Here is a 24,997-nt window from a genome sequence, read left to right as displayed (position 1 = left end):
CATAGGCGGCTGTTCCTCAGTTGCGGTCCAGCATCACCCGGAGCGCCACCCGCCTTGGCGCCCTGCTTCCGCAGGCATACTGGCACCCCTTTCACCAGCAGGTCTTCAGCACCCTTTCTGAATCATGAGCATCCTCAGCGAATTCAAGGAGTTTGCCGTCAAGGGCAACGTCGTCGACCTCGCCGTCGGCGTGATCATCGGGGCGGCGTTCGGCAAGATCGTCGACTCGCTCGTCGCCGACATCATCATGCCGCTCGTGGGCCTGGTGTTCGGGAAGCTCGACTTCTCGAACCTCTACGTGACCCTGGGCACGGTGCCGCCGGGCGTGACGAACACGCTGGCGGAGCTGAAGAAGGCCGGCGTGCCGGTGCTGGCGTACGGCAACTTCATCACGATCGCTGTCAATTTCGTGATCCTCGCCTTCATCATCTTCATCATGGTCAAGCAGATCAACAAGCTACGCAAAACCGAAGAAGCCGCGCCCGCCGCACCGGCCGCCACGCCTGAAGACATCACGCTGCTGCGCGAGATCCGCGACAGCCTGAAGCAGCGCCCCTGAGCCTTTCTGGCCGCGCGCTCAGGCGCCGGCCAGCGTTCGCGCCATGCGCAGCGCCTCGACGAGGCTCGACGCATCGGCCACGCCTTGGCCCGCAATGTCGAACGCGGTGCCGTGATCCGGGCTGGTCCTCACCAGCGGCAGCCCGAGCGTCACGTTCACGCCCTTCTCCACCCCGAGGTACTTGACCGGGATCAGCCCCTGGTCGTGGTACATCGCAATCACCACGTCGAACTCGCCGCTGGACGGCACACCGGCCTTGGCGCGCGCGCGCATGAAGACGGTGTCGGGCGCATGGGGCCCGTGGGCGTCGATGCCCTCGGCGCGCGCGGCCTCGATGGCCGGCGCGATGATGGTGCGCTCTTCCGAACCGAACAGGCCGCCCTCGCCCGCATGCGGGTTGAGCCCAGCCACGCCGATGCGCGGCGGCCGGCCGAGCGCGTGGGTCAGCGCGCGATGGGTGATGCGCAGCGTGTCCAGCACGCCCTCGAAACGCACAGCCTTGATGGCGTCGCGCAGCGACATGTGGATGCTCACGAGCACGGTGCGCAGCTCGTCGTTGGCCAGCATCATCCGCACGGGCACGTCGGCCACGGTGCGGCCCAGGTGGGCGGCGGCCTCGGCCTGCAGCAGTTCGGTGTGGCCGGGGTACGGAAAGCCGGCCGCGGCCAGCGCTTCCTTGTGCAGCGGCGCGGTGACGAGGGCCGAGATCTCGCCGCGCAACGCAGCCCGCGCGGCCCACACGACGCAGTCGCCAGCCGCGCGACCAGCTTCGGCGCTGATACGCCCTTGTTCGATGCCTTGGGGCGGCGCGATCACCTGCAACACCGGGATGCAACCGGGTGGCACGGTGGCCGCTTCAGCGACGCTGGCGATCTCGACGACGGGCCACGCCAGCCGTCCTGGCGCCGCGAGCGCCTGCGAGGCATTGCGCAGCGTGCCGACGTCACCGGCAACGAACGCACCGCGCACGGCGTCGGGCGCGTCGCGGAAGGCTTTGGCAATGATCTCGGGGCCGATGCCGGCCGGGTCGCCGAGCGTGATCGCGATCGGCGCCTTCATGCCGGGTTGTCGATGTCGATGAATTCGTGCTTCAGCCCGAGTTGCGCCGCCACGTGGGCCGCCACGGCTTGCGCGCCGTAGCGCTCGGTGGCGTGGTGGCCGCAGGCCAGGAAGGCCACACCCAGCTCGCGAGCGTAGTGCGCTTGCGGCTCTGAAATCTCGCCGGTGATGAAGGCGTCGGCGCCGGCCGCGATGGCCGCCTCGAAGTAGCCCTGGGCGCCGCCCGTGCACCACGCGATGTTCTTGATCGGACGGTGGGCCGTGTCGACCAGCGTGACGGGCCGTTTCAGCACCTTCTCGGCATGGGTCGCCAGGGCCTTCGCGCTGGCGAAGTTCTCGCCGTTCTCGCGCGCGCCCAGGAAGCCCAGCTCCTGCTCACCGAAGCGACCAGCCGACCCCGGATGCGCCACGAGCCCCAGCTGCAAGCCGAGTTGTGCGTTGTTGCCCAGTTCAGGGTGCGCGTCGAGCGGCAGGTGGTAGGCGAACAGGTTGACGTCGTCGCCCAGCAGCAGGCCCAGGCGCTGCTTCATCCAGCCGGTGACGCAGCCGTCCTGGCCGCGCCAGAACAGGCCATGGTGAACGAAGATGGCATCGGCCTCGGCGTGGATCGCGGCCTCGATCAGCGCGCGGCTGGCAGTCACGCCCGAGACGATCTTGCGGACCACGGCGCGCCCCTCGACCTGCAGGCCGTTGGGTCCATAGTCCTTGAAGCGCCCGGGGGCCAGCAGCAGGTCGAATGCGAGAAGCAGTTCGTGACGTGTGGTGCTCATCGCGACATTGTCGCGCTCCCCGCGGCCGGCGCGCCATCACGCACCGGGTGGCCGCGCGCGGCCAGGGGCCACAGCGCCAGCAGGAAGCCCAGCGCCGCCAGCGCGGCGACGTAATGCGCCGGCGCCATCGGGTCGTGCTGCAGCCAGAGCGTGAGGATCACCGGCGTCAGCCCGCCGAAGATGGCATACGACATGTTGTAGGCAAACGAAAGCCCCGTGAAGCGCACCGGCGCCGGAAATGCGCGCACGCCTGCAATCGGCACCGTGGCGATGGTGCCCACGAACAGGCCGACCAGGCCGTAGTGCCAGAACAGCGTGGCCGGCGTGCCGGGCAGCCCGGTGTAGAACAGGTAGGCGGTGGCAAAGAGGCCGCCCCAGCCGACCAGCATCACGGCGCGCGTACCGATGCGATCGCTGGCCCAGCCGACGATCACGCAGCCGATGGTCAGGGTCAGCGTGGCGAGTGCGTTGGCTTCGAGCGCCAGCGCAGCCGGAATGTGGTGCACCTTCTGCAGGTACGTGGGCGTGTACAGCACCACGACGACGATGGCCGCCGACAGCACCCAGGTCTGCAGCCCCACGTACACGCTCGCCAGGCGGTGCTCGCGCAGCACGGTGCGCAGCGGCAGCTCGCGGGCGACCGTCTTGCGGCCGGCCAGCTCCTTGAAGACCGGCGTCTCGTGCAGAAAGCGGCGCAGGTAGACCGAGAACAGCCCGAACACGCCGCCCAGAATGAAGGGAATGCGCCAGGCGAAGTCGTGCACCTGCTCGGGCCCATAGTAGCGGTTGATGGCCACGGCCACCAGCGACCCCAGCAGGATGCCGCCGGTGATGCCCGAGGTCAGCGTGCCGATGCCGAAGCCGTAGCGCCGGGCCGGCACGTGCTCGCCGACGAACACCCAGGCGCCGGGCATCTCGCCGCCGATGGCCGCGCCCTGCAGCACGCGCATCGCCAGCAGCAGCAGGGGCGCCGCGACGCCGATGCTCGCGTAGGTGGGCAACAGGCCGATCACCAGCGTGGGCGCCGCCATCAGGAAGATCGACAGCGTGAACATGCGCTTGCGCCCCAGCAGGTCGCCGAAGTGCGCGATGACGATGCCGCCCACGGGCCGCGCGAGGTAGCCTGCGGCGAAGATGCCGAAGGTCTGCAGTTGGCGCAACCAGTCGGGCATGTCGGCGGGGAAGAACAGCGCGCCCAGAACGGTCGCGAAGAAGACGTAGATGACGAAGTCGTAGAACTCGAGCGTGCCGCCGAGGGCGGACAGGGCCAGGGTCTTGTAGTCGCGCGCATCGAGCGTGCGCGCCGGAGCAGGCGTGGCGGCGTTCGCGCCGTCCGTGTAGGTAGCTTCTGAGGTCATGGCAGGAAGGGCATCGTGGCCGCTCGCCTGCCTTGGAACCGGATAGGGGCAGAGCGTGGCGCGCCGACGAAAGAATCGCCTGGCCGCGTCCGCCGGGTGGGCAGCGCGGGAGGCCTGAAGAGGCGATCCGGGTCGGATCAACCGTCGATACTAAGGGTTACCCCTTATTCGCGTCCCAGGGGCCGCCCAATCTCGACCCTGTCGCGCGGTCTATGGCTCCGGCGGGTTGAGGGACAATTGCAACCGGCGCCCTCTTTCAGCGCTTTTCCAACGCTCTTCCATCAAGCTTTCATGAAACGCACCTGGCTGCTCTTTGCCCAAGCCGTGACCGTCCTGCTGGCGGCCTATTTCGTCGTCGCGACGCTCAAGCCTGAATGGATCAACAAGCGCTCGACCTCGCTGGGTGGCGTGGTGTCGATCGTCGAGGCGCCCAGCGGCGCGCCGGCCACGCCCGCGCCGGGCAGCCTGAGCGCGGCGGCCAAGAAGGCCTCGCCGGCGGTCGTGAGCATCAACACCAGCAAGGCCGCGCAGCGCCACCCGCGCAGCAACGACCCGTGGTTCCGCTTCTTCTTCGGCGACCAGGCCGACCAGCCCCAGGTGGGCCTGGGCAGCGGCGTCATCGTGAGCACCGACGGCTACATCCTCACCAACAACCATGTGGTCGAGGGCGCCGACGAAATCGAAGTCACGCTGAACGACAGCCGCCATGCGCGCGGCAAGGTGATCGGCACCGACCCCGACACCGACCTGGCCGTGCTGAAGATCGAACTCGACAAGCTGCCGGTGATCGTGCTGGGCAACTCCGACGAGCTGCTGGTGGGCGACCAGGTGCTGGCCATCGGCAACCCCTTCGGCGTGGGCCAGACCGTGACCAGCGGCATCGTCTCGGCGCTGGGCCGCAACCAGCTGGGCATCAACCAGTTCGAGAACTTCATCCAGACCGACGCGGCCATCAACCCCGGCAACTCGGGTGGTGCGCTGATCGACGTCGACGGCAACCTGCAGGGCATCAACACCGCGATCTACTCGCGCTCGGGAGGCAGCATGGGCATCGGCTTCGCCATTCCCGTGTCGATGGCCAAGATCGTGCTCGAGGGCATCGTGAAAGAAGGCCAGGTGCGCCGCGGCTGGATCGGCGTCGAGCCGAGCGACCTGTCGCCCGAACTGGCCGAAACCTTCGGCGTGAAGGCAGACGCGGGCGTGATCATCACCGGCGTGCTGCAGAACGGCCCCGCCGCCAAGGCCGGCATCCGTCCGGGCGACGTGATCACTTCGGTGGGCGAAAAGAAGACCGACAGCGTGCAGGCCCTGCTGACCGCCGTGGCCGGTCTCAAGCCGGGCGACACCTCCCGCTTCGCGCTGCAGCGCGGCACCGACAAGATGGAACTGGACGTGACGCCGGGGCTGCGACCGAAGAGCCCGATCCGACAGCAGTTGCCCAACAACGAATAGCGAGAAACGCGGAAAGCGGCTCCGGCCACAGACCACGCAGCAAAACAAAAGCGGCCCTCAGGCCGCTTTTGTTTTGGTGGCACGCCGCTGCGAAGGCGAGGCCGACCGATTCGGGATCAGGAGCTGCCGGAAGACTCCGACCCCGCGCCCTCTTCTTCGCCCTCGGGCGCCTTGCCCTTCCCCGCGAAATAGCGCGCCCCGATGATGCCCACCTCGTACAGCAGGCACATCGGCACCGCGAGCGCGAGCTGCGAGACCACGTCGGGCGGCGTGAGCACCGCGGCCACCACGAAGGCGATCACGATGAAGTAACCGCGGAACGAGCGCAGTTTCTCGATGGTGACCATCTCGAAGCGCACCAGCAGCATCACCACGATCGGCACCTGGAAGGCCACGCCGAAGGCGATGTACAGCGACAGGATGGCCTCGACGTACGACGAGATGTCGGGCGTGGCCGCCACCGCGTCAGGCGTGAATTTCTGAATGAAGCCGAACATCTTGTCCAGCACGAACAGCTGCACGAAAGCGATGCCGCCGTAGGCCAGCATGCTGCCGAAAAAGATCAGCGGCAGTGCGAAGCGCTTCTCGTGGCTGTACAGGCCCGGCGCAACGAACATCCAGGCCTGGTACATGAGCCAGGGCAATGCCAGCAGCACGGCCGCCATCATCAGCACCTTGAGCGGCACGAAGAAGGGCGAGAACACGCCGATGGCGATCAGCTTGGCGTCCGGCGGCATGTGCGCGCGGATCGGCATGGCGATGATGTCCATGAGCCCGCTCGGGCCGGGCCAGATCGCCAGCAGAATGCCCGCGACCGCGAGGCCGTAGACGCAGTACAGCAGCCGGTCCCGTAGCTCGACCAGGTGCTGCACGAACGGCTGCTCGGTGCCCGCCAGCTCGTCTTCTTTGTTCTTGTTGTCGGAATCGGCCATGGGGAAAGGAGAAAGCGTGGGAGACACAGGCGCACGGGGCGCCCGGGAACGCCGCGGGACGTGCGTGTGGGCGTCAGTTGATCTTGTGGGGGCGGAAGCGGGCGACCCGCGCCGCGCCCGACAGCGCTTTGGTCCGCACGCCGTTGCGCGCCTTGTACCAATTCGGCGTGGCACCCTGTTTCAGGCGCCAGTTCTTGCGGGGGTGCCTGTATTCGGGCACCGCCTGTTCGGGCTCGGCCAGCGCCGACAAGGTGTCGCCGGACGCGCCGGCAAACTGCTTCTCGAACTCGCTGGCGCCGGTGTGGATGCTGTGCTCCACGTCGCGCGCCGCGTCCTCGACCGTGGTCTTCATCTTGCGGAGCTCGTCGAGCTCCATCGAACGGTTGACTTCGGCCTTGACGTCGTTCACGTAGCGCTGCGCCTTGCCGAGCAGGGCGCCCACCGTGCGTGCAACGCGCGGCAGCTTCTCCGGCCCGATCACGATCAGCGCCACGACGCCGATGAGCGCCAGCTTCTCAATGCCGAGGTCGATCACGGATGTGTGCCTGCGGTGCTCAGGACTTCTGGCGCGCTTCGACGTCGATCGTCGACTTGTCGCTGTTGGCCGGCTGGCCGGTCACTTGCTGCGTGGGGGCCGGTGCAGCGGAGGCGTCGGTGGAAGCCGAGCCGTCCTTCATGCCGTCCTTGAAGCCCTTGACGGCGCCACCGAGATCCGAACCCATGTTCCGCAGCTTCTTGGTGCCGAAGATCATGACCACGACGAGCAGCACGATCAGCCAGTGCCAGATGGAAAAAGAACCCATGGAGAACTCCTAAGAATGTGTCCGATTTTAGTCGGGGGGAATGTGACAGTTTGGCTTAACCCTGATCAGCCGCGAAGCCAGGGCCGGGGGCCGCCCATGACGTGCACATGGAGATGGTGAACCTCCTGCCCGCCCTCAGCGCCGGTGTTCACGACGACGCGGTAGCCGCCGTCCGGATAGGGCCTGCAGCCCTGCTCCAGCGCCAGCTGGGGAGCCAGCGTCATGATCTTGCCCATGAGCGCCGAATCCTCGGGCGTGAGCTGCGCCATCGAGGCGATGTGTTTCTTGGGCACCAGCATGAAATGCACCGGCGCCCAGGGCGAGATGTCGTGAAAACCGAACAGGTCGTCGTCTTCGTAGACCTTGCGCGAGGGGATCTTGCCTTCGATGATTTTGCAGAAGACGCAGTTCGGATCAGATGACATCTTTGGGTTCCATGGGACGGCTGTCGTTCATGCGGATCATGCCTTTCACGATCCGGTAGAGGAACCACAGCGAAATCAGGCTCCAGGCGATCCAGCCCGGCACGAACAGCAGCAGCCAGAGCCACGAGGTGACGATGTACAGCAGGCCGGCCCACAGCACCGAGCGGATGCGCCAGCTGAAGTGCGAGGCCTGCCAGGTGCCGGCCGCGTCGTCGCGCTTCACGAAGTCGATCAGCAAGGCGATGAGCAGCAGCAGCACGGAGGCCTGCGCGCCCGGCACGACCGCGCCGATGGCCACGATCAGGTGCAGCACATAACTGACCCAGCCCCAGGTCTTGAGGGAGTCGTCGGGTTCCACGTTCACGATGTCATTGGCCATGGTCGGTGCCCTTTCAATCGATCATTCAGTCGTTGGAAGCTTCGCGGGCCTGCACCTTGCGCAGGGCTTTTTCCTCGATGCCGCTGGTGCCCTCGCGGCGCTCGAGCTCCGCGACGACGTCGGCTGGGGAGAAACCGTAGTGGGCCAGCGCCACCATGGTGTGGAACCACAGGTCGGCCACTTCGTTCACTATTTTCGAGCGGTCGCCGCCGTGGTCGGCGTCTTTGGCCGCCATCACGACCTCGGTGGCTTCCTCGCCGATCTTCTTGAGGAAGGCGTCGGGGCCCTTGTGCAGCAGCCGGGCGACGTAGCTCTTGTCAGGGTCGCCGCCGTTCGCGGGCAGGCGACTCTCGAGCACCGCGGCCAGGCGGGCGAGTGCGTCGGAGGTGTTCGAATCGTTCACTGTGGCGGTCATTTGTAGATCGATTCAGGGTCTTTCAAGACCGGCTCGACCACGGTCCACTGGCCCTTTTCGTACTTGCTGAAGAAGCAGCTGTGGCGGCCGGTGTGGCAGGCGATGCCGGGCGCGTGGCCGAGCTGCGTCACCTTGAGCAGCACGACATCGTTGTCGCAGTCGAGGCGGATCTCGTGCACGGTCTGCACGTGGCCCGACTCCTCGCCCTTGAACCACAGCTTGTTGCGCGAGCGACTGAAATACACCGCGCGGCCCAACTCGGCGGTCTTTTCGAGCGCCTCGCGGTTCATCCACGCGAACATGAGCACGTCGTTCGTGCCTTGTTCCTGGGCGATCACGGGCACCAACCCGTTCGCATCCCATTTCACTTCGTCAAGCCAATTCATGAGCTGGATTGTCGGTGATCAGTAAGTAGTGACTTACCACGAAGGTTTATTGAATTCGCACGGGAATTCCGCGCTCGGCCATGCGGGCCTTGGCCTCGCCCACGGTGTGCTCGCCGTAGTGGAAGATGCTCGCCGCCAGCACCGCGTCGGCGCCGCCCTTCTGGATGCCGTCGGCCAGGTCGTCGAGGCTGCCGACGCCGCCCGAGGCGATCACCGGCACGTTGACGGCATCGCTCACGGCGCGCGTCAGGGCGAGGTCGAAGCCGCTCTTGGTGCCGTCGCGGTCCATGCTCGTGAGCAGGATCTCGCCCGCGCCGCGGCGCGCCATCTCGATCGCCCACTGCACGACGTCCAGGCCGGTGTTCTTGCGCCCGCCATGGCTGTAGACGTCCCAGCCCGCGCCGCGCGTGGCGGCGTCTTCGGGGCTGCGTCGCTTGGCGTCGATGGCGACCACGATGCACTGCGAGCCGTACTTCTGGGCCGCGTCGCTGATCACCTGCGGATCGGCGATGGCGGCCGAGTTGAAGCTGGTCTTGTCGGCGCCCGCGTTGAGCAGCCGGCGCACGTCGGCCACGGTGCGCACGCCGCCGCCCACGGTCAGCGGAATGAACACCTGCGAGGCCACCGCTTCGATGATCGGCAGGATGAGGTCTCGGCCGTCACTGGTGGCCGTGATGTCCAGGAAGGTGAGTTCGTCGGCGCCCTGCGCGTTGTAGCGCGCCGCGATTTCGACCGGGTCGCCGGCATCGCGCAGCTCGAGGAAGTTGACGCCCTTGACGACGCGGCCGCCCGTGACGTCGAGGCAGGGAATGATGCGTTTGGCAAGCATGGGAAGTTGAACCGGAAGGAAATCAGAGAACGCGGAGCTGTTGCCAGCCCTGCCATTGGGCGCCGGGGGCCAGCACGACGGGTTCGTCGATGCGGGCCGCTTCGACGCAGAGCATGTGGCGGAAGCCCTCTGCGGGCATGTCCGCGAGTGTCGCACCGAGCACGGCGCCGGGGTTCCAGACCACGGTTTCGGTGCAGGTGTCGCTCTGGGTAATTTCGAGCGTTCCGCCGGGCTGCACCAGCCGCAGCGGCTGCGCCGGGGCGCTGTAGACGCTGTCGAACTCGGCGTCGAACTGCAGCGCGGCGGCGGTTTCGGTCTGGCGCACATCGCGCACGGCGTCCCAGCGCGGCGCGCCCTGCAGGCCTTCGAGGCGAACCGTGGCGATGTCGTCCACGCGCAGGTAGGTGTGCAGCGCGGCCGAGAACGGCCAGGGCGCGTCGCCGGTGTTGGTCAGGGTGAGCGCGGTGCGCAGCTGGCCGGCCGCGAGCGTGGCGTCCAGCCGCGCCTCGAAGGCATGCGGCCAGAGCCGGCGGGTGGCTTCGTTGTCGCGCAGCACGAGCCGCAGCGTGTCGGGCGCGCCCGATTTCTCTTGAATCCAAGGCAGATTGCGCATGAAGCCATGCTTGGGGAGCATGCCGCGCTGGTTGAACTGGGGGCAGCACAGGGGAATGCCGCCGCGGATGGCGGTTTGGCCGTCAAAAACGGCCTTCGGACTCAGATACAGTCGCTCCCCACCGCGGGCCGGGGCCCAGGAAAGCACCTGGGCGCCATGCAGCGCGACCGTCAGGGTGCTGCCATCGGCCGCCTCGGCGTGCAACGCCGGCTGGCCTCGAAACTCGATCGAGCGGATGTCCATGTGAGGAATTGTAGGCAGCCGCCGCATCCCGACAGCGAGCCATTGCGTGCCTGCGCCTTTCTTGGATACGCTGTCGCGGGTCGGTCCCGCGCACTCGAAAAGAACCACTCTCACACGACTCAAGGGGATACGCATGAAGAAAAAGCTGCCGATGGCCGCCTGGATCCTGATGGCCATGGTGCTCGGCATCATCGTTGGCTACATGATCTTCACGAGCTTTCCTGACAAGAAGGCCGCCAAGGAGGTCGCCGACTACGTCTCCATCATCTCCGACGTCTTCCTGCGCCTCATCAAGATGCTGATCGGCCCGCTGGTGTTCTCCACGCTGGTGGTGGGCATCGCGCACATGGGCGACGCCAAATCGGTCGGCCGGGTGTTCGGCAAGGCCATCGGCTGGTTCCTCACCGCATCGCTGATCTCGCTGGTCATCGGCCTGGTCATGGCCAACGTGCTCAAGCCCGGCGAGAACCTGGGCCTGCCGCTACCCGACATCGGCGCCTCGGCCAACCTGGCGACCAACAAGTTCACCTTCAAGGACTTCGTGAGCCACACGGTGCCCAAGTCGTTCGCGGAGGCGATGGCCAACAACGAGATCCTGCAGATCGTGGTGTTCTCGATGTTCTTCGGCGTGGCGCTGGCCTCGCTCGGCGACAAGGCCAAGACGCTGGTGGCGGCCATCGAGGAGCTGTCGCACGCGATGCTCAAGATCACCGGCTACGTCATGAAGCTCGCGCCGCTGGCGGTGCTGGCCGCCATGGCCGCCACCGTGGCGGTGAATGGCCTCGGCATCCTGATCAAGTTCGCCGTGTTCATGCGCGACTTCTACCTGGGCCTGTTCGTGCTGTGGGGCGTGCTCATCATGGCCGGCCTGCTGTTCCTCGGGCCGCGCGTGTTCAAGCTGCTGGTGCTCATCAAGGAAGCCTTCCTGCTCTCGTTCGCCACCGCAAGCTCCGAGGCCGCGTACCCGAAGATCCTGCAGGCGCTCGACCGTTTCGGCGTGAAGCGCAAGATCTCCAGCTTCGTGATGCCGATGGGCTACTCGTTCAACCTCGACGGCTCGATGATGTACTGCACCTTCGCCGTGCTGTTCATCGCGCAGGCCTACGACATCCACATGCCGATCAGCACGCAGATCACCATGCTGCTGATCCTGATGCTCACCTCCAAGGGCATGGCCGGCGTGCCGCGCGCCTCGCTGGTGGTGATTGCCGCCACGCTGAACCACTTCGACATTCCCGAGGCCGGCCTGCTGCTGATCCTGGGCGTCGACACCTTCCTCGACATGGGCCGTTCGGCCACCAACGCGGTGGGCAACTCCATCGCCACGGCCGTGGTCGCGAAGTGGGAAGGCGAACTGCTGTCCGAGAGCGACGCCGAGGTCAACGCCAAGGCGCTCGACGAGGAGGCTGCGGCCACCCTCGCCCACCCGGCGCACGCGTGAGGCACGCGGCCATGCAACGCCCTGCCCGCCTGCTCGCCGCCTGGCTCCTGTCGCTGCTGGCCACGGCAGCGCTGGCGCAGGAGCAGGCGCCCACCGTGCTCAGCGGCACGCTGGCCAAGGTGCGCACAAGCGGCACCATCGCCATCGGGCACCGCGAGGCCTCGGTGCCCTTTTCGTACCTCAATGCGCGCAAGGAGCCGATCGGCTATTCCATCGAGCTGTGCCGCGCACTCGTCACGGCCATCGAGGACACGGTCAACAAGAGCCTCACGATCCAGTGGGTGCCCGTCACCTCCGACTCGCGTATCGACGCGGTCGTGAACGGCCAGGTCGACCTCGAGTGCGGCTCCACCACGAGCAACATCGAGCGCCAGAAGCGCGTGGCCTTCTCGCCGACGATGTTCGTCTCGGGCACCAAGGTGCTGGTGAAGAAGGGCTCGCCGATCCAGTCGTTCCGCGACCTGGCCGGCAAGAAGGTGGCAGTGACGGCCGGCACCACCAACGAGAAGACGCTGCGCGACCTGTCGCAGAAGTTCAAGCTCAACATCGACCTGAAGGTGGCGCGTGACCATGCCGAGTCGTTCGCACTCGTGAAGGACGGCCAGGCCGACGCCTTCGCCACCGATGACGTGCTGCTCTACGGCCTCATCGCCCGCGACGCCGCCAAGGCGCAGTACGAGGTGGTCGGCGACTTTCTCTCCTACGACCCCTACGCCGTCATGTACCGCAAGGACGACGCGCAGCTGAACAAGGTGGTGATCGACACCTTCCAGGTGCTGGCGGAAGACGGCGAGATCCACCGGCAGTACAAGCGCTGGTTCATGCGCAAGCTGCCCTCGGGCGAAAGCCTGAACCTGCCGATGAGCGCGCAGCTGGAAACGATCATCCAGACGATGGCGGTAAAGGCCGAGTAAGTCGACCGCTACCGCAGGGCCGCCAGCGCTCAACTCGTTCAGGCCGCTCCCGCCTCCCAGGCCCGGCCCATCGGGTCGGCCAATGCAAGCCGCATCGTCTCGATGAAACGGCGCAGGCGCGCCGGCTGGAACCGCGCTTGCGGATAGACCAGATAGACGGGCAGCGGCGCGACATGCCATTGCGGCACGAGCTGCACCAGCCGTCCCGCGGCGATGTCGTCATTCAGGAGCCAGGCCGAGCCCAGGCAGGCGCCCAGACCCATGCGGGCCGCGCTTTGCAGCGCATAGAGGCTGTCGGTGCTCATGCGCGGGTGGATCGGCACGTGCACGCTCTCGCCGGTCGGCCGGTGCGTGAGCAGCACCTCGTTGCGATAGAAGGTGCGCAGCGCAAGCCACGGCAGCGTGGCCAGTTCCGCTGCGTGCGTGGGCGGCGTGCGACCGGCGAGCATCGAGGGCGCGGCCACCACCACGCGCGGCACCTCCGAGAGCTTGACCGCCACCGCCATGGTGTCGGTCATCTCGCCGACCTGGATCGCGCAGTCGACGCCTTCAGCGACGAAGTCGGGCCGACGGTCGTTCAGCAGCCATTCGACAGACACGCGCGGATAGGCGCGCAAGTAATCGGCAAGCGGTCCGACCAGCAGCGTCTGGCCCAGCGCGTGCGGCGCCACCACGCGCAGCGTGCCCTCGGGTTCGTCGCCCACCCCGCGCAGGTCGGCTTCGAAGGCATGCCAGTCTGCAATCAGCTCCCTGGCGCGCTCGTAGCAGCGTTCGCCATCTTCTGTGAGCTTCATGGCGTGGGTGGAGCGGCGCAGGAGCCGCACGCCCAGCGAGCGCTCCAGCGCCTGCAAGCGACGGCTCACGGTGGGTTGGGTCGCGCCCATCTGGAGCGCGGCCGCCGAAAGGCTGCCGGCCTCGACGATGTGAAGGAAGGTTTGCATCAACTCGATGCGATCGACTGCAGCGGAAGTTGACATGAGATTGCTTTATGCATCAGGCGTATGAACATTGTGCGATCGCCGGGACTACCAAGCCAAGCCACCACAGGGCACATTTCATCCCTTGCTTCGCTATTCAAGGGTTAACACCATGCCTTCCATTCAAAGTACGCATGCACCGGTCGCAGCGCAGGGCCGCGACCTGCCGGCCTCGCTGGTGCTGCTACTGGCCACCGGCGCGGGGCTGTCGGTGGCGTCGCTCTACTACGTGCAGCCGATGCTCGGCGTGCTGGGCGCCGACATCGGCGCGTCCACCCGCGCCGTGGGCTTCATTCCCACGCTCACGCTGCTGGGCTATGCGCTGGGCATCCTGCTGCTGGCGCCGCTGGGCGATCGCTTCGACCGGCGCCGCATCGTGCTGATCAAGGCGGCGGCGCTGTGCGCCGCGTTGCTGGTGGCCGGCGCAGCGCCGTCGATCGGCGTGCTGCTCGCGGCCAGCCTGGCGATCGGGCTGGCCGCCACGATGGCGCAGGACATCGTGCCGGCCGCCGCCACGCTGGCGCCCGACGCCACGCGCGGCAAGACGGTCGGCACGGTGATGACGGGGCTGCTGCTGGGCATCCTGCTGTCGCGCGTGGTGAGCGGCTTCGTGGCCGAGCACTTCGGCTGGCGCGCAATGTTCATCGCAGCGGCGGCCAGCATCGCGCTCATCGGCGCCGCGGCCTGGCGCGGGCTGCCGCGCTTCCGGCCGACCACGCACCTGGCCTACGCCGCGCTGCTCGGTTCGCTGGGCACCCTGTGGTCGCGCCACGGCACGCTGCGCCGCGCGGCGCTGGCCCAGGCGCTGCTGGCGGTGGGGTTCAGCGCGTTCTGGTCGACGCTCGCGGTGATGCTGCACGGCGCGCCCTTCCACCTGGGCAGCGCGGCGGCCGGCGCCTTTGGCTTGGCCGGCGCAGCGGGCGCGCTGGCAGCACCGCTGGCCGGGAGGCTCGCCGACCGGCGCGGACCGGAGCTGGTGACGCGCCTGGGCGCCGGACTTGCAGTGGTGTCATTCGCAGCCATGGGACTGGCGCCGCTGATGGCACCGCATGCACAGCTCTGGCTGCTGGCGCTGGCCGCAATCGGCTTCGATCTGGGCATGCAGGCGACGCTGATCGCGCACCAAACCATCGTCTACGGCATTGAGCCCGGTGCGCGCAGCCGACTGAATGCGGTGCTGTTCACCAGCATGTTCATCGGCATGGCGGCGGGGTCAGCGCTGGGTGCGCTGGCGCTTGCCGAATGGGGCTGGGCTGGCGTGACTGCGCTGGCGACCGCTACGGCTGCCGCCGCGCTGGCGGTTCGCCTCTGGCCGCGCAAGGCGGCGTAGTCTCAAGAATCGAAGGCAATTCACCCCTCGCCAGTCCGGTGCATCCGGGCTGGCGCAGAGGCAGAAAGGCGTCAGACGCCGGCCAGCGCGTCCGCGCGCGCCTGGGCGGCGGCGAAGTCGAGGTCGCCCGAGTAGATGGCACGGCCGCAGATCACGCCCTCGACGCCCTCGGACTCGACCGCGCAGAGCTGGTCGATGTCGGCCATGTTCGACAGGCCGCCCGAGGCGATGACCGGAATGGTCAGCGCCTGCGCGAGCTTGACGGTGGCGTCGATGTTGATGCCCGAGAGCATGCCGTCGCGGCCGATGTCGGTGTAGATGATCGATTCGACGCCGTAGTCCTCGAACTTCTTGCCCAGGTCGGCCACTTCGTGGCCCGTGAGCTTGCTCCAGCCGTCGGTGGCGACCTTGCCGTCCTTGGCATCGAGCCCCACGATGATGTGGCCGCCAAAGGCCACGCAGGCGTCCTTCAGGAAGCCCGGGTTCTTGACCGCGGCGGTGCCGATGATCACGTAGCGCAGGCCGTCGTCGATGTAGCGCTCGATGGTGTCCAGGTCGCGGATGCCGCCGCCGAGTTGCACAGGGATGTCGTCGCCGACTTCCTTCAGGATCGCCTTGATGGCCGCGTGGTTCTGCGGCTTGCCGGCGAAGGCGCCATTCAGGTCGACCAGGTGCAGCCGGCGCGCGCCGGCCTGGACCCATTTGCGGGCCATGGCGGCGGGGTCTTCGCTGAAGACCGTGGATTGGTCCATGTCGCCCTGCTTGAGGCGAACACAGTGGCCGTCTTTGAGATCAATGGCGGGAATGAGGAGCATGGAAGTGGCGCGAGTGTGCGAAAGCCGGGCTGTGGAGGGTTCGGCCCGGTCGGGAAAAAAGGTTCAGGGATTCCAGTGGAGGAAGTTGCGATACAGCTGCAGCCCATGGTCCGCACTCTTCTCCGGGTGGAACTGGGTGGCAAAAATGTTATCGCGTGCGATGGCTGCGGTAAAGCATGCCCCGTAATCCGCCTCGCCCACGCTGTGCCGGGCGTCGGCCGGGCGCGCGTAGAAGCTGTGCACGAAATAGAAGTAGCTCTGGTCGGGAATGCCCGCCCACACCGCGTGCGGCTGAGCCTGGCGGACCTGGTTCCAGCCCATCTGCGGCACCTTGAAACGGCTGCCGTCAGGCTGCAGGCGACCGGCCAGGTCGAACTTGATAACCTCGCCGGAAATGAGCCCCAGGCCGTCGGTCGGGCCTTCGTCGCTGCGCGACAGCAGCATCTGCATGCCCACGCACACGCCGAAGAGCGGCTTGTTGGCCGCGGCTTCGAGCACCGACTCCTGCAGGCCCGAATCGCGCAGCTCGCGCATGCAGTCGGGCATGGCGCCCTGCCCCGGCAGCACCACGCGGGTGGCCTTGCGCACCACGTCCGGGTCGGAGGTGACGAACACCTCCACGCCCACCTGGTCGGCAGCATGGCGCACGGCCTGCGACACGGAGTGCAGGTTGCCCATGCCGTAGTCGACGACGGCAACGGAATTGGCTGCTACAGATTTCATAGCTGTTCGCGAACGGAGGTCAGAGCGAGCCCTTGGTCGAGGGGATGACGCCGACGGAGCGCGGATCGAGTTCCAGCGCGCCGCGCATGGCGCGGGCAAAGGCCTTGAACACCGTCTCGCACTGGTGGTGCGCGTTCACGCCCTTCAGGTTGTCGATGTGCAGCGTGACGAAGGCGTGGTTCACGAAGCCCTGAAAGAACTCGTAGGTGAGCTGGCTGTCGAAGGTTCCGATCATCCCGCTGGTGAAGGGCACGTGCATCACGAGGCCCGGGCGGCCCGAGAAGTCGATGACGACACGGCTCAGCGCTTCGTCCAGCGGTACATAGGCATGGCCGTAGCGACGGATGCCCTTCTTGTCGCCGATGGCCTGGGCCACGGCCTGGCCGAGCGTGATGCCGACGTCTTCCACCGTGTGGTGGCCGTCGATGTGCAGGTCGCCCTGGCAATCGATGTCCAGGTCGATCAGCCCGTGGCGGGCGATCTGGTCAAGCATGTGATCAAAAAAGCCGATGCCCGTGGAGAGCTTGGCCTTGCCGGTGCCGTCGAGGTTGACGCTGACCGTGATCTTCGTCTCGGCGGTGTTGCGGGAGACCGTCGCAATGCGATCGGTGCTGCCCGGGGTCGTGGGGGTGGTCATAGTGAGGCTTCGAGCGCCGCCAGCATCTGCGCGTTCTCGTCGGCCGTTCCGACGGTGAGGCGCAGGCAGTTGGCGAGCAGTTCATGCATTTTAGAAACGTTCTTCACCAGCACCCCGCGAGCCTTCATGCCCTCGAAGGTACGGGTGGCATCGGGCACGCGCAGCAGGATCATGTTGGCGTCGCTGGGCCAGGTCTTCACGCCCGGCAGCCGGGCCAGTGCGACCATCAGCTGGTCGCGCCCTTCGCGGATCTGGCGCGCCTGCGCTTCGAACACCGCGGCGTGCTCCAGCGCAAACAGCGCGGCTTCGCAGTTGAGCACGCTGATGTTGTAGGGCGGGCGCACCTTGTCGATCTGGGCAACCAGCGCGGCGGGGCCCATGAGGTAGCCCAAGCGGATGCCGGCCAGACCGAACTTGCTCAGCGTACGCATCAGCAGCACGTGGCGGTGCTTCGCGAGCCGGTCGATGTAGCTGCGGGCGGCGAAGGGCTGGTAGGCCTCGTCGATCACCACCAGGCCGCCCTGCGCGCCCTGGGCCTGCACGATCTTCTCGATGACGGCGTCGTCCCAGAGGTTGGCGGTCGGGTTGTTCGGGTAGGCGAGGTAGACGATGGCGGGCTTCTCGCGCGCGATGGCGGCCAGCATGGCGGCCTCGTCGAGCTCGAAATCGGCCGTGAGCGGCACGCCGACGAAACGCAGACCCTGCAGCTGGGCGCTCATGGCGTACATGACGAAGCCGGGCACGGGCGCGAGCACGGCGGCGCCGGGCTGGTCGCAGGCGATGCCGAGCAGCGAAATCAGTTCGTCCGAGCCGTTGCCCAGCATCAGCCCGAAGCCTTCGGGCAGGCCCGCGTGCGCGGCCAGTGCGCGCTGCAGGTCGGCGCCGCGGTCGCCAGGGTAGCGGTTGAGCGCCAGCGCGCCCAGGCGCGCGCCCAGTTCGGTCTGCAGCGCAGGCGGCAGGCCGTAGGGGTTCTCCATCGCGTCGAGCTTGAGGAAACCGCGCGCGTCCTGCACCGCGTAGGCGTGCATGGCGCGCACGTCGGCGCGGATGCGGTCGAGCGGCAGACGGTTGTCGGAAGCGGAAGAATCGGGAACGGTCATCGGGTGCAGCGGTAGCTGTTGCGGAGGGCGCCGGCCATGACCAGTTGCACGGGCATGTCGGCTTCGTAGCTGTCGGCGTTGCGGCTCAGCTCGGTCTGGTAGAGCGAACGGGCCATCGAGGGTTCGAGGCGGCGGCCCTCGACGCAGAACGGCGGCAGCTGACCGTTGCGCTGCGACGATTCGACCCCTTCGCGCAGGCCTTCGAGCACGCCGACGAGGTAGTAGCTGGCGTAGGCCTTGCCGTCTTTTTCACCGGCTTCGAGCGTGCGCAGTTCGCGGATGCTCATGGCCTGCGCACCGACGCCGACCGCGCCGGCCGCCAGTGCAAGCAGCAGCGCCGACAGGCGCGGCAACAGCAGGACGGCGGCACGTTGCATGGCCTCGCTGCTTACTTGCGGTAGCGCGGCGCCGGGGCGTACGCGCCGTCGGCCGGGAAGGCGCTGGGCTGCGACGGCGAGGCATCGCGGCGCGTGCGGCGCGGCACATTCGGCTCTTCGAGCTCGAACAGCGCGGCGCCGATCACGCCGATGTTGCGCACGTCGCCGGCCTCGGTGTTCGCGGCGTAGGCGCGGCCCGGCGTAGCGAAACGGAAGGCGGCCACTTCGCTCTGGCTCTTGCGGAAGCCTTCGATGTTGAGGGTCTGCTGCGGGCGCAGCACGTAGCCGCCGTTGCGCAGGCTGCCGGGCTTGCCGTTGAGCACATCCAGGCCGTCGACGGTGGCGATCACCTCGTAGCTGCGGTCGCTGAGGTTGCGAAAGCGCAGCGTGTAGCGCGCACCTTCGACGCCGGCGAGGCGGAACATGTCATCGCTGTTGCCGCGGCGTGCACGCTGCAACGGCAGCGGGCGGTCGTTCTCGTCGAGCACCGACCATTCGATGTCGCCCTGGGCCAGCTGCAGGTTGAGCCGGCGCTCGGGGTTGCTGCCCACGTCGCGGCGCACGGCGGTCGCTTCGTTGTAGCCCACCGAAGCCACGTCGTCGGGCTGGTCGGACAGGCGCTTGGCAGCCACCGTGCGGGTCTTGGACTCGATGCCTTCGCCCCATTGCGTGCCCAGTTGTGCGGGCGCGGGTGCGGCGCTGGGGGTTGCCGACATCGCGGCCGTCTGGGTGCGCGTCTGCGGCATCTGGGTGCAGGCGGCCAGCAAGGCGGCACCTGCAACGAGGCCGGTGGCGAACCGGAAAAATCGCGAACGGTAGAGGCGTGAAATCATCTGGCGTGCTCCTCCCTGAAGCGGGGTTGTTGGAGCCTCAGATCTTACGCAGGCGCATCCGCGCAGCTTCGGCGTGCGCCTGCAGGCCCTCGCCTTCGGCCAGCGTGACGGCGATCGGGCCCAGCACCTGCGCGCCGGCCTCGCTCACTTCGATGAGGCTGGAGCGCTTCTGAAAGTCGTACACGCCCAGCGGGCTCGAGAAGCGCGCCGTGCCGCTGGTCGGCAGCACGTGGTTCGGGCCCGCGCAGTAATCGCCCAGGCTCTCGCTGGTGAAGGCGCCCAGAAAGATCGCACCGGCGTGGCGCAAGAGCGGCTCCCAGCGGCCCGGCTCGCTGCTGCTCACCTCGAGGTGTTCGGGTGCGATGCGGTTGCTGATCTCGCAGGCCTCCTCCATGCTCTTCGTGTGGATCAGCGCGCCGCGGCCGTTGAGCGAGGCGGCGATGATCTCGGCGCGCGGCATGGTCGGCAGCAGGCGGTCGATCTCGGCCTGCACGCGGTCGATGTAGGCGGCGTCGGGGCACAGCAGGATGCTCTGGGCCAGCTCGTCGTGCTCGGCCTGGCTGAACAGGTCCATGGCCACCCAGTCGGGCGGCGTGGAGCCGTCGGCCAACACCAGGATCTCGCTCGGGCCCGCGATCATGTCGATGCCCACGGTGCCGAACACGCGGCGCTTGGCGGCGGCGACGTAGGCGTTGCCGGGGCCGGTGATCTTGTCGACAGCAGGCACGGTGGCAGTGCCGTAGGCCAGCGCGGCCACGGCCTGCGCGCCGCCAATGGTGAAAGCGCGGGTGACGCCTGCCACGTAGGCCGCGGCGAGCACCAGCTGATTCTTCTCGCCGTTCGGCGTGGGCACGACCATGATGATCTCGCCCACACCCGCGACGTGCGCCGGAATGGCGTTCATCAGCACGCTCGACGGGTACGCGGCCTTGCCGCCCGGCACGTAGATGCCGACACGGTCGAGCGGCGTGACCTTCTGGCCGAGCAGCGTGCCGTCGGCGTCGCGGTAGCTCCAGCTTTCGCCGGAGGCCTTCTTCTGCGCCTCGTGGTAGCTGCGCACGCGGCGCGCGGCGGCTTCGAGCGCGTCGCGCTGCACGGCGGGCAGCGCTTCGAAGGCGGCCTTCAGCTCGGCCTGCGTCAGCTCCAGCTCGGGCAGCGTCTTCGCGTCGAGCTTGTCGAAGCGATTGGTGTACTCCAGCACCGCGTCGTCGCCGCGCTTCTGCACATCGGCCAGGATGTCGGCCACCACCTTTTCGATCGCAGCGTCCGCGTCCGCGGACCAATGCAGCCGCGCCTTGAATTCAGCGTCGAAGCTGGCTGAGTTCGTGGACAGTCGGGCGGGGGCTGCTTGCAGAGTCATGTGCGTGAGGTTCAGGCGGAGGGAATGGCTGACGCGAAGGCGTCGATGATGCGGCGGATGGGTTCGCGCTTGAGCTTGAGCGCGGCCTGGTTGACGACCAACCGGGCGCTGATGTCCATGATGCGTTCCACCTCGACGAGGTGGTTGGCCTTGAGCGTGTTGCCGGTCGAGACCAGGTCGACGATGGCGTCGGCCAGGCCCGTGAGCGGCGCCAGCTCCATGCTGCCGTAGAGCTTGATCAGGTCGACGTGCACGCCCTTGCTGGCGAAGAAGTCGCGCGACAGGCCCACGTACTTGGTGGCCACGCGCAAACGCGAGCCCTGCTTCACGGCCGAGGCGTAGTCGTAGTCGGCGCGCACGGCCACGCTGAGGCGGCAGGCCGCGATGCGCAGATCGAGCGGCTGGTACATGCCCTGGTTGCCGTTTTCGAGCAGCACGTCGAGGCCGGTCACGCCCAGGTCGGCGCCGCCGTACTGCACGTAGGTCGGCACGTCGGAGGCGCGCACCAGCACCACGCGCACGTCGGGGCGGGTGGTTTCGAGAATCAGCTTGCGCGACTTCTCGGGGTCTTCGGTGACCTCGATGCCGGCGGCGGCCAACAGGGGCATCGTCTCTTCGAAGATGCGGCCTTTGGAAAGAGCCAAAGTGATCATGCGGCGGCTCCGGTCACGCGTTCAATGTCGGCACCGAGGCCGCGCAGTTTCGATTCCATGCGGTCATAGCCCCGGTCGAGGTGATAGATGCGGTCGACCAGCGTCTCGCCGTCGGCCACGAGGCCGGCGATGACGAGGCTGGCGGAGGCGCGCAGGTCGGTGGCCATCACGGTGGCGCCCGAGAGCTGTTGCACGCCCTCGACCATCGCGACCTTGCCTTCGACGTGGATGCGCGCGCCCAGGCGCACCATCTCGTTCACGTGCATGAAGCGGTTCTCGAAGATGGTCTCGGTGACCATCGAGGCGCCGCGCGCAATGACGTTCAGGGCCATGAACTGGGCCTGCATGTCGGTCGGGAAGCCGGGGTATTCGGTGGTGCTGAAGCTCTGCGCCTTCAGGTGGTCGTACGCAGGGCCCTGCGAGCCGATGCGGATGCCGTCGGGTTCGGTCACGACGGTGCAGCCGGCGTCGCGCAGCTTGTCGATCACGGCGTCGAGGTGGTCGCCACGCGCGTGGCGCAGAAAGGCCTCGCCGCCCGTGGCCGCCACGGCGCACAGGAAGGTGCCGGCCTCGATGCGGTCGGCCACCACGGCGTGCTCGCAGCCGTGCAGCTTCTCGACGCCCTGGATGCGGATGTGGCTGGTGCCGTGGCCTTCGATCTTCGCGCCCATGCGGATGAGCATTTCGGCGAGGTCGACGATCTCGGGCTCTTGCGCGGCGTTCTCGAGCAGCGTCTCGCCCTCGGCCAGCGCGGCGGCCATGAGGAAGTTCTCGGTGCCGGTGACGGTGACCATGTCGGTCAGGATGCGTGCGCCCTTCAGCCGCGTGCGGCCCTCGGGCAGGCGCGCGACCATGTAGCCGTGCTCGACCAGGATCTCGGCGCCCATCGCCTGCAGGCCCTTGATGTGCTGGTCGACCGGCCGCGAGCCGATGGCGCAGCCACCCGGCAGCGACACCTTGGCGTGGCCGAAGCGAGCCAGCAGCGGGCCCAGCGCCAGCACCGAGGCGCGCATGGTCTTCACGAGTTCGTAGGGCGCCTCGGGGTTGCCGAGTGCGCCGGCGTTCAGGCGCACGGTGCCGTTGTCGTCGGCCTCGGCCGTCACGCCCATGTTGCGCACCAGCTTGAGCATGGTCGACACGTCCTGCAGGCGCGGCACGTTGTGCAGCACCACGGGCTGGTCGGTCAGCAGCGCCGCGCACAGCTCGGGCAGCGCGGCGTTCTTAGCGCCGGAAATGAGCACTTCGCCGCGAAGCTCACGCCCGCCGCGAATCAGAAGTTTGTCCATGAAGGATCCAGCGAAATCAGGAGGCCCGCAGGGGCCGGAAAGTCATTTGTCCACGGCGGCCCACTCGGCCGGCGTGTAGGTCTTCATCGAGAGCGCATGCACCTCGTCGGTGTGCATTTTCGCACCGAGGGTGGCGTAGACCCGCTGGTGGCGCTGGATGGCGCGCTTGCCCTCGAATTCGGCCGAGACGATGGTCGCGTACCAATGCCGGCCGTCGCCCTCGAGCGTGATGTGCTCGCACGGGAGATGGGCAGCGATGATGGTCTGGAGTTCGTCAGCGGTCATGGGGTCTTGGAAGTCGCGGTCAGCCGCGGATTTTGTAGCCGATGCGCAGGAGGTGAACGGCGATCGCGCTCACCACCAGCCAGGCGGAACCGACGATGCCAAAGCTCAGCCAGGGCGAGGCATCGCTCACCCCGAAGAAGCCGTAGCGGAAACCGTCGATCATGTAGAAGAAGGGGTTCAGGTGGCTCACGCTCTGCCAGAACGGCGGCAGCGAACCGATCGAATAGAACACGCCCGACAGGAAGGTCATGGGCATGATCAGGAAGTTCTGGAACACGGCCATCTGGTCGAACTTCTCGGCCCAGAGCCCGGCGATGAGGCCCAGCGTACCCAGCATGGCCGCGCCCAGCAGCGCGAAGACCACGATCCAGACCGGCGCCACGAAGCTCGGCACAGCGAAGAAGATCGTCACGGCGAACACGCCCACGCCCACCGCCAGCCCGCGGATCACCGAGGAGCCCACGTAGGCGAAGAACCAGCCCCAGTGCGACAGCGGCGTGAGCAGCACGAACACGAGGTTGCCCATGATCTTGCTCTGGATGATCGAGGACGAGCTGTTCGCGAACGCGTTCTGCAGCACGCTCATCATCACGAGGCCGGGGATCAGGAAGGCGGTGTAGCCCACGGTGCCGTAGACCGTCACACGGCCTTCGAGCACATGGCCGAACACCATGAGGTACAGCAGCGCGGTGAGCACCGGCGCGCCGACGGTCTGGAAGCCAACCTTCCAGAAGCGCAGCGTTTCCTTGTAGAGCAGCGCGCGCCAACCGGTGACGGCCATCATCGCGACACCTCCAGCGGCGTCTGCTCGCCCGCCATCAGGTCGATGAACACGTCTTCCAGGTCGGCCTTGCGCATTTCCACGTCTTCCACCGCGACGCCGGCTTCGCGGATCGCGGCCAGCAGTTGTTCGACTTCATGCGCGTTCTGCGCCGGCAGCTGCACGATGCGCCCGGTGATGCGCGCGTGCTGGGCGATGGCCCAGGGCAGCATGGCGTCGGTCTTGAAGCGCAGCACGTTGCTTGCGGCCGACTTCAACAGCTCGCTGGTGCGGTCCAGCGCGATCACCTTGCCGAGCTTGAGCATCGCGATGCGGTTGCACAGCGCCTCGGCCTCTTCGAGGTAATGGGTGGTGAGCAGCACGGTGCTGCCCTGCTTGTTGAGCTTGGCGACGAACTGCCAGAGCGTTTGGCGCAGCTCGACATCGACGCCGGCCGTGGGCTCGTCGAGCACGATGACCGGCGGCTTGTGCACCAGCGCCTGCGCCACCAGCACGCGGCGCTTCATGCCGCCCGAGAGCTGGCGCATGTTGGCGGTGGCCTTGTCGGCCAGGCCCAGGCTCTGCAGCAGTTCGTCGATCCAGGATTCGTTGTTCTTGATGCCGAAGTAGCCCGACTGGATGCGCAGCGACTCGCGCACATTGAAGAAGGGGTCGAACACCAGCTCCTGCGGCACGATGCCGAGCTGGCGCCGGGCTTCGGCGTAGTCGCGCTGAACGTCGAAGCCATGCACGCTGATCGCGCCCGCCGTGGGCCGCGACAGGCCCGCGAGCATGCTGATCAGGGTGGTCTTGCCCGCGCCGTTGGGGCCGAGCAGGCCGAAGAACTCGCCCGGCTCGATCTGGAAGGAAACCTCGTCGACCGCACGCAGCCCTTGCTTGCCTTGGGCGCGTTGCTGACGGGAGGGAGGGTAGGTCTTGGAGACCGACTGGAATGAGATCGCGGGCATGGGAGCCCGCGATTTTACGGGCGATGGGGTTTTCAGCGCAGTGCAGGGGTGAACGCGGAGGGCCGGTTGCCCTAGGCATCCGTCCGGAGTTCACCCACAATCCCGCCGGTGTCGATTTTGCGCACCGCAACCGCCCATCGCGAGGAACGCCCATGAAGTGTTTGATCCGCAGCCCTCTCTCAACCGTTGCCGCCCTTCTCCTGGCGATGGTGCTGACCGCTTGCGGGGGAGGAGGTGGAGGTGGCGGCGGCGGAGGTAGTGGCATCGGCCTTGGACTCGGTGCTGGCGCTGGCACTGGCGCAGGGGGTGGCACCG

General features: G+C 67.4%; 30 protein-coding genes. 5 read left to right on the top strand and 25 right to left on the bottom strand.

The features are described from left to right. The first annotated feature begins 124 nt into the window (after window positions 1-124). Window positions 125-559 carry a large conductance mechanosensitive channel protein MscL gene (gene mscL / locus IG196_RS04370; RefSeq protein WP_099795322.1) on the top strand — a complete coding sequence of 145 codons (435 nt, stop codon included), beginning with the start codon at window positions 125-127 and terminating at the stop codon, window positions 557-559. A gap of 18 nt (window positions 560-577) precedes the next feature. On the opposite strand, the gene pdxA is transcribed toward mscL, so the two are convergent. Genes pdxA through IG196_RS04355 form a run of 3 tightly spaced genes read right to left on the bottom strand, consistent with a single transcriptional unit; the run spans window position 578 to window position 3,746 of the window. Next, the gene (pdxA, locus tag IG196_RS04365) at window positions 578-1,618 is read right to left on the bottom strand and encodes a 4-hydroxythreonine-4-phosphate dehydrogenase PdxA (RefSeq protein WP_192195170.1); all 1,041 of its coding nucleotides are present in this window, start codon (window positions 1,616-1,618) and stop codon (window positions 578-580) included. Further along, window positions 1,615-2,388: a Nif3-like dinuclear metal center hexameric protein gene (locus IG196_RS04360; protein WP_192195169.1), complete on the bottom strand. Its 774-nt coding sequence runs from the start codon at window positions 2,386-2,388 to the stop codon at window positions 1,615-1,617. Before IG196_RS04360 ends, pdxA begins: the two co-directional genes overlap by 4 nt. After that, entirely contained in the window at window positions 2,385-3,746 is a 1,362-nt protein-coding gene (locus IG196_RS04355) for an MFS transporter (protein ID WP_192195168.1), read from the bottom strand. Before IG196_RS04355 ends, IG196_RS04360 begins: the two co-directional genes overlap by 4 nt. A gap of 291 nt (window positions 3,747-4,037) precedes the next feature. On the opposite strand from IG196_RS04355, the gene IG196_RS04350 reads away from it, so the two are divergent. Next, window positions 4,038-5,198, top strand: coding sequence for a S1C family serine protease (locus IG196_RS04350; RefSeq protein WP_192195167.1), 1,161 nt, complete (start codon window positions 4,038-4,040; stop codon window positions 5,196-5,198). Between the two features lie 116 nt (window positions 5,199-5,314). On the opposite strand, the gene tatC is transcribed toward IG196_RS04350, so the two are convergent. From tatC to IG196_RS04305, 9 genes are all read right to left on the bottom strand, one after another. Beyond that, entirely contained in the window at window positions 5,315-6,130 is an 816-nt protein-coding gene (gene tatC, locus IG196_RS04345; RefSeq protein WP_192195166.1) for a twin-arginine translocase subunit TatC, read from the bottom strand. A 73-nt stretch (window positions 6,131-6,203) separates the two neighbouring features. Continuing rightward, window positions 6,204-6,665 carry a Sec-independent protein translocase protein TatB gene (tatB, locus tag IG196_RS04340; protein WP_101490989.1) on the bottom strand — a complete coding sequence of 154 codons (462 nt, stop codon included), beginning with the start codon at window positions 6,663-6,665 and terminating at the stop codon, window positions 6,204-6,206. 19 nt (window positions 6,666-6,684) lie between these two features. Then, the gene (gene tatA / locus IG196_RS04335) at window positions 6,685-6,933 is read right to left on the bottom strand and encodes a Sec-independent protein translocase subunit TatA (protein WP_101490990.1); all 249 of its coding nucleotides are present in this window, start codon (window positions 6,931-6,933) and stop codon (window positions 6,685-6,687) included. 65 nt (window positions 6,934-6,998) lie between these two features. Then, complete coding sequence (locus tag IG196_RS04330) at window positions 6,999-7,358, bottom strand: histidine triad nucleotide-binding protein (RefSeq protein WP_070059922.1); 360 nt, start codon at window positions 7,356-7,358, stop codon at window positions 6,999-7,001. Next, window positions 7,348-7,737, bottom strand: coding sequence for a DUF4870 family protein (locus IG196_RS04325; RefSeq protein ID WP_099795316.1), 390 nt, complete (start codon window positions 7,735-7,737; stop codon window positions 7,348-7,350). The genes IG196_RS04330 and IG196_RS04325 overlap by 11 nt, the downstream gene beginning before the upstream one ends. 25 nt (window positions 7,738-7,762) lie before the next feature. Then, a complete protein-coding gene (locus tag IG196_RS04320) occupies window positions 7,763-8,152 on the bottom strand; it encodes a phosphoribosyl-ATP diphosphatase (RefSeq protein WP_192195165.1) in 390 nt (129 codons plus the stop codon). Further along, on the bottom strand, window positions 8,149-8,547 hold the full coding sequence (gene hisI, locus IG196_RS04315) for a phosphoribosyl-AMP cyclohydrolase (protein ID WP_192196916.1): 399 nt from the start codon (window positions 8,545-8,547) through the stop codon (window positions 8,149-8,151). Before hisI ends, IG196_RS04320 begins: the two co-directional genes overlap by 4 nt. A gap of 37 nt (window positions 8,548-8,584) precedes the next feature. Further along, on the bottom strand, window positions 8,585-9,367 hold the full coding sequence (gene hisF, locus IG196_RS04310) for an imidazole glycerol phosphate synthase subunit HisF (RefSeq protein ID WP_192195164.1): 783 nt from the start codon (window positions 9,365-9,367) through the stop codon (window positions 8,585-8,587). A gap of 22 nt (window positions 9,368-9,389) precedes the next feature. Beyond that, window positions 9,390-10,223, bottom strand: coding sequence for a D-hexose-6-phosphate mutarotase (locus IG196_RS04305; RefSeq protein ID WP_192195163.1), 834 nt, complete (start codon window positions 10,221-10,223; stop codon window positions 9,390-9,392). 133 nt (window positions 10,224-10,356) lie between these two features. Between IG196_RS04305 and IG196_RS04300 the strand changes: the two genes are divergently transcribed. Continuing rightward, a complete protein-coding gene (locus IG196_RS04300) occupies window positions 10,357-11,664 on the top strand; it encodes a dicarboxylate/amino acid:cation symporter (protein WP_153280441.1) in 1,308 nt (435 codons plus the stop codon). 11 nt (window positions 11,665-11,675) lie between these two features. Then, on the top strand, window positions 11,676-12,578 hold the full coding sequence (locus IG196_RS04295) for an amino acid ABC transporter substrate-binding protein (RefSeq protein WP_192195162.1): 903 nt from the start codon (window positions 11,676-11,678) through the stop codon (window positions 12,576-12,578). Window positions 12,579-12,616: 38 nt separating this feature from the next. On the opposite strand, the gene IG196_RS04290 is transcribed toward IG196_RS04295, so the two are convergent. Next, window positions 12,617-13,555 (bottom strand): LysR family transcriptional regulator, encoded by a 939-nt coding sequence (locus tag IG196_RS04290; protein WP_192195161.1) that lies wholly within the window; start codon window positions 13,553-13,555, stop codon window positions 12,617-12,619. 112 nt (window positions 13,556-13,667) lie between these two features. Between IG196_RS04290 and IG196_RS04285 the strand changes: the two genes are divergently transcribed. Next, window positions 13,668-14,885 carry an MFS transporter gene (locus tag IG196_RS04285; RefSeq protein ID WP_192195160.1) on the top strand — a complete coding sequence of 406 codons (1,218 nt, stop codon included), beginning with the start codon at window positions 13,668-13,670 and terminating at the stop codon, window positions 14,883-14,885. Window positions 14,886-14,956: 71 nt separating this feature from the next. Here IG196_RS04285 and hisA read toward each other — a convergent pair whose 3' ends face one another. The 12 genes from hisA to IG196_RS04225 form a co-directional block, all read right to left on the bottom strand. Then, window positions 14,957-15,700: a 1-(5-phosphoribosyl)-5-[(5-phosphoribosylamino)methylideneamino]imidazole-4-carboxamide isomerase gene (gene hisA / locus IG196_RS04280; protein ID WP_192195159.1), complete on the bottom strand. Its 744-nt coding sequence runs from the start codon at window positions 15,698-15,700 to the stop codon at window positions 14,957-14,959. A 63-nt stretch (window positions 15,701-15,763) separates the two neighbouring features. Continuing rightward, window positions 15,764-16,423 (bottom strand): imidazole glycerol phosphate synthase subunit HisH, encoded by a 660-nt coding sequence (hisH, locus tag IG196_RS04275; protein ID WP_192195158.1) that lies wholly within the window; start codon window positions 16,421-16,423, stop codon window positions 15,764-15,766. 19 nt (window positions 16,424-16,442) lie between these two features. Continuing rightward, complete coding sequence (hisB, locus tag IG196_RS04270; RefSeq protein ID WP_192195157.1) at window positions 16,443-17,060, bottom strand: imidazoleglycerol-phosphate dehydratase HisB; 618 nt, start codon at window positions 17,058-17,060, stop codon at window positions 16,443-16,445. Then, window positions 17,057-18,160 (bottom strand): histidinol-phosphate transaminase, encoded by a 1,104-nt coding sequence (gene hisC / locus IG196_RS04265; RefSeq protein WP_192195156.1) that lies wholly within the window; start codon window positions 18,158-18,160, stop codon window positions 17,057-17,059. Before hisC ends, hisB begins: the two co-directional genes overlap by 4 nt. Beyond that, a complete protein-coding gene (locus IG196_RS04260) occupies window positions 18,157-18,537 on the bottom strand; it encodes a hypothetical protein (RefSeq protein WP_192195155.1) in 381 nt (126 codons plus the stop codon). The genes hisC and IG196_RS04260 overlap by 4 nt, the downstream gene beginning before the upstream one ends. 11 nt (window positions 18,538-18,548) lie before the next feature. Beyond that, window positions 18,549-19,370 (bottom strand): hypothetical protein, encoded by an 822-nt coding sequence (locus tag IG196_RS04255; RefSeq protein WP_192195154.1) that lies wholly within the window; start codon window positions 19,368-19,370, stop codon window positions 18,549-18,551. Between the two features lie 37 nt (window positions 19,371-19,407). After that, window positions 19,408-20,730: a histidinol dehydrogenase gene (gene hisD, locus IG196_RS04250; protein ID WP_192195153.1), complete on the bottom strand. Its 1,323-nt coding sequence runs from the start codon at window positions 20,728-20,730 to the stop codon at window positions 19,408-19,410. A gap of 11 nt (window positions 20,731-20,741) precedes the next feature. Next, a complete protein-coding gene (gene hisG / locus IG196_RS04245) occupies window positions 20,742-21,383 on the bottom strand; it encodes an ATP phosphoribosyltransferase (RefSeq protein ID WP_099795302.1) in 642 nt (213 codons plus the stop codon). After that, the gene (gene murA / locus IG196_RS04240; protein ID WP_192195152.1) at window positions 21,380-22,669 is read right to left on the bottom strand and encodes a UDP-N-acetylglucosamine 1-carboxyvinyltransferase; all 1,290 of its coding nucleotides are present in this window, start codon (window positions 22,667-22,669) and stop codon (window positions 21,380-21,382) included. The genes hisG and murA overlap by 4 nt, the downstream gene beginning before the upstream one ends. Window positions 22,670-22,711: 42 nt before the next feature. Then, on the bottom strand, window positions 22,712-22,954 hold the full coding sequence (locus IG196_RS04235; RefSeq protein ID WP_056572757.1) for a BolA family protein: 243 nt from the start codon (window positions 22,952-22,954) through the stop codon (window positions 22,712-22,714). A 19-nt stretch (window positions 22,955-22,973) separates the two neighbouring features. Beyond that, the gene (locus IG196_RS04230) at window positions 22,974-23,738 is read right to left on the bottom strand and encodes an ABC transporter permease (protein WP_101491005.1); all 765 of its coding nucleotides are present in this window, start codon (window positions 23,736-23,738) and stop codon (window positions 22,974-22,976) included. Then, window positions 23,735-24,682 carry an ABC transporter ATP-binding protein gene (locus IG196_RS04225; protein ID WP_192195151.1) on the bottom strand — a complete coding sequence of 316 codons (948 nt, stop codon included), beginning with the start codon at window positions 24,680-24,682 and terminating at the stop codon, window positions 23,735-23,737. Before IG196_RS04225 ends, IG196_RS04230 begins: the two co-directional genes overlap by 4 nt. Between the last annotated feature and the right edge of the window lie 315 nt (window positions 24,683-24,997).

The sequence above is a fragment of the Variovorax sp. 38R genome (assembly GCF_014843395.1).
Taxonomy (GTDB): domain Bacteria; phylum Pseudomonadota; class Gammaproteobacteria; order Burkholderiales; family Burkholderiaceae_C; genus Variovorax; species Variovorax paradoxus_H.
Note: the sequence above shows the minus strand (reverse complement) of the source record. Positions and strands in the feature narration are given on the sequence as shown.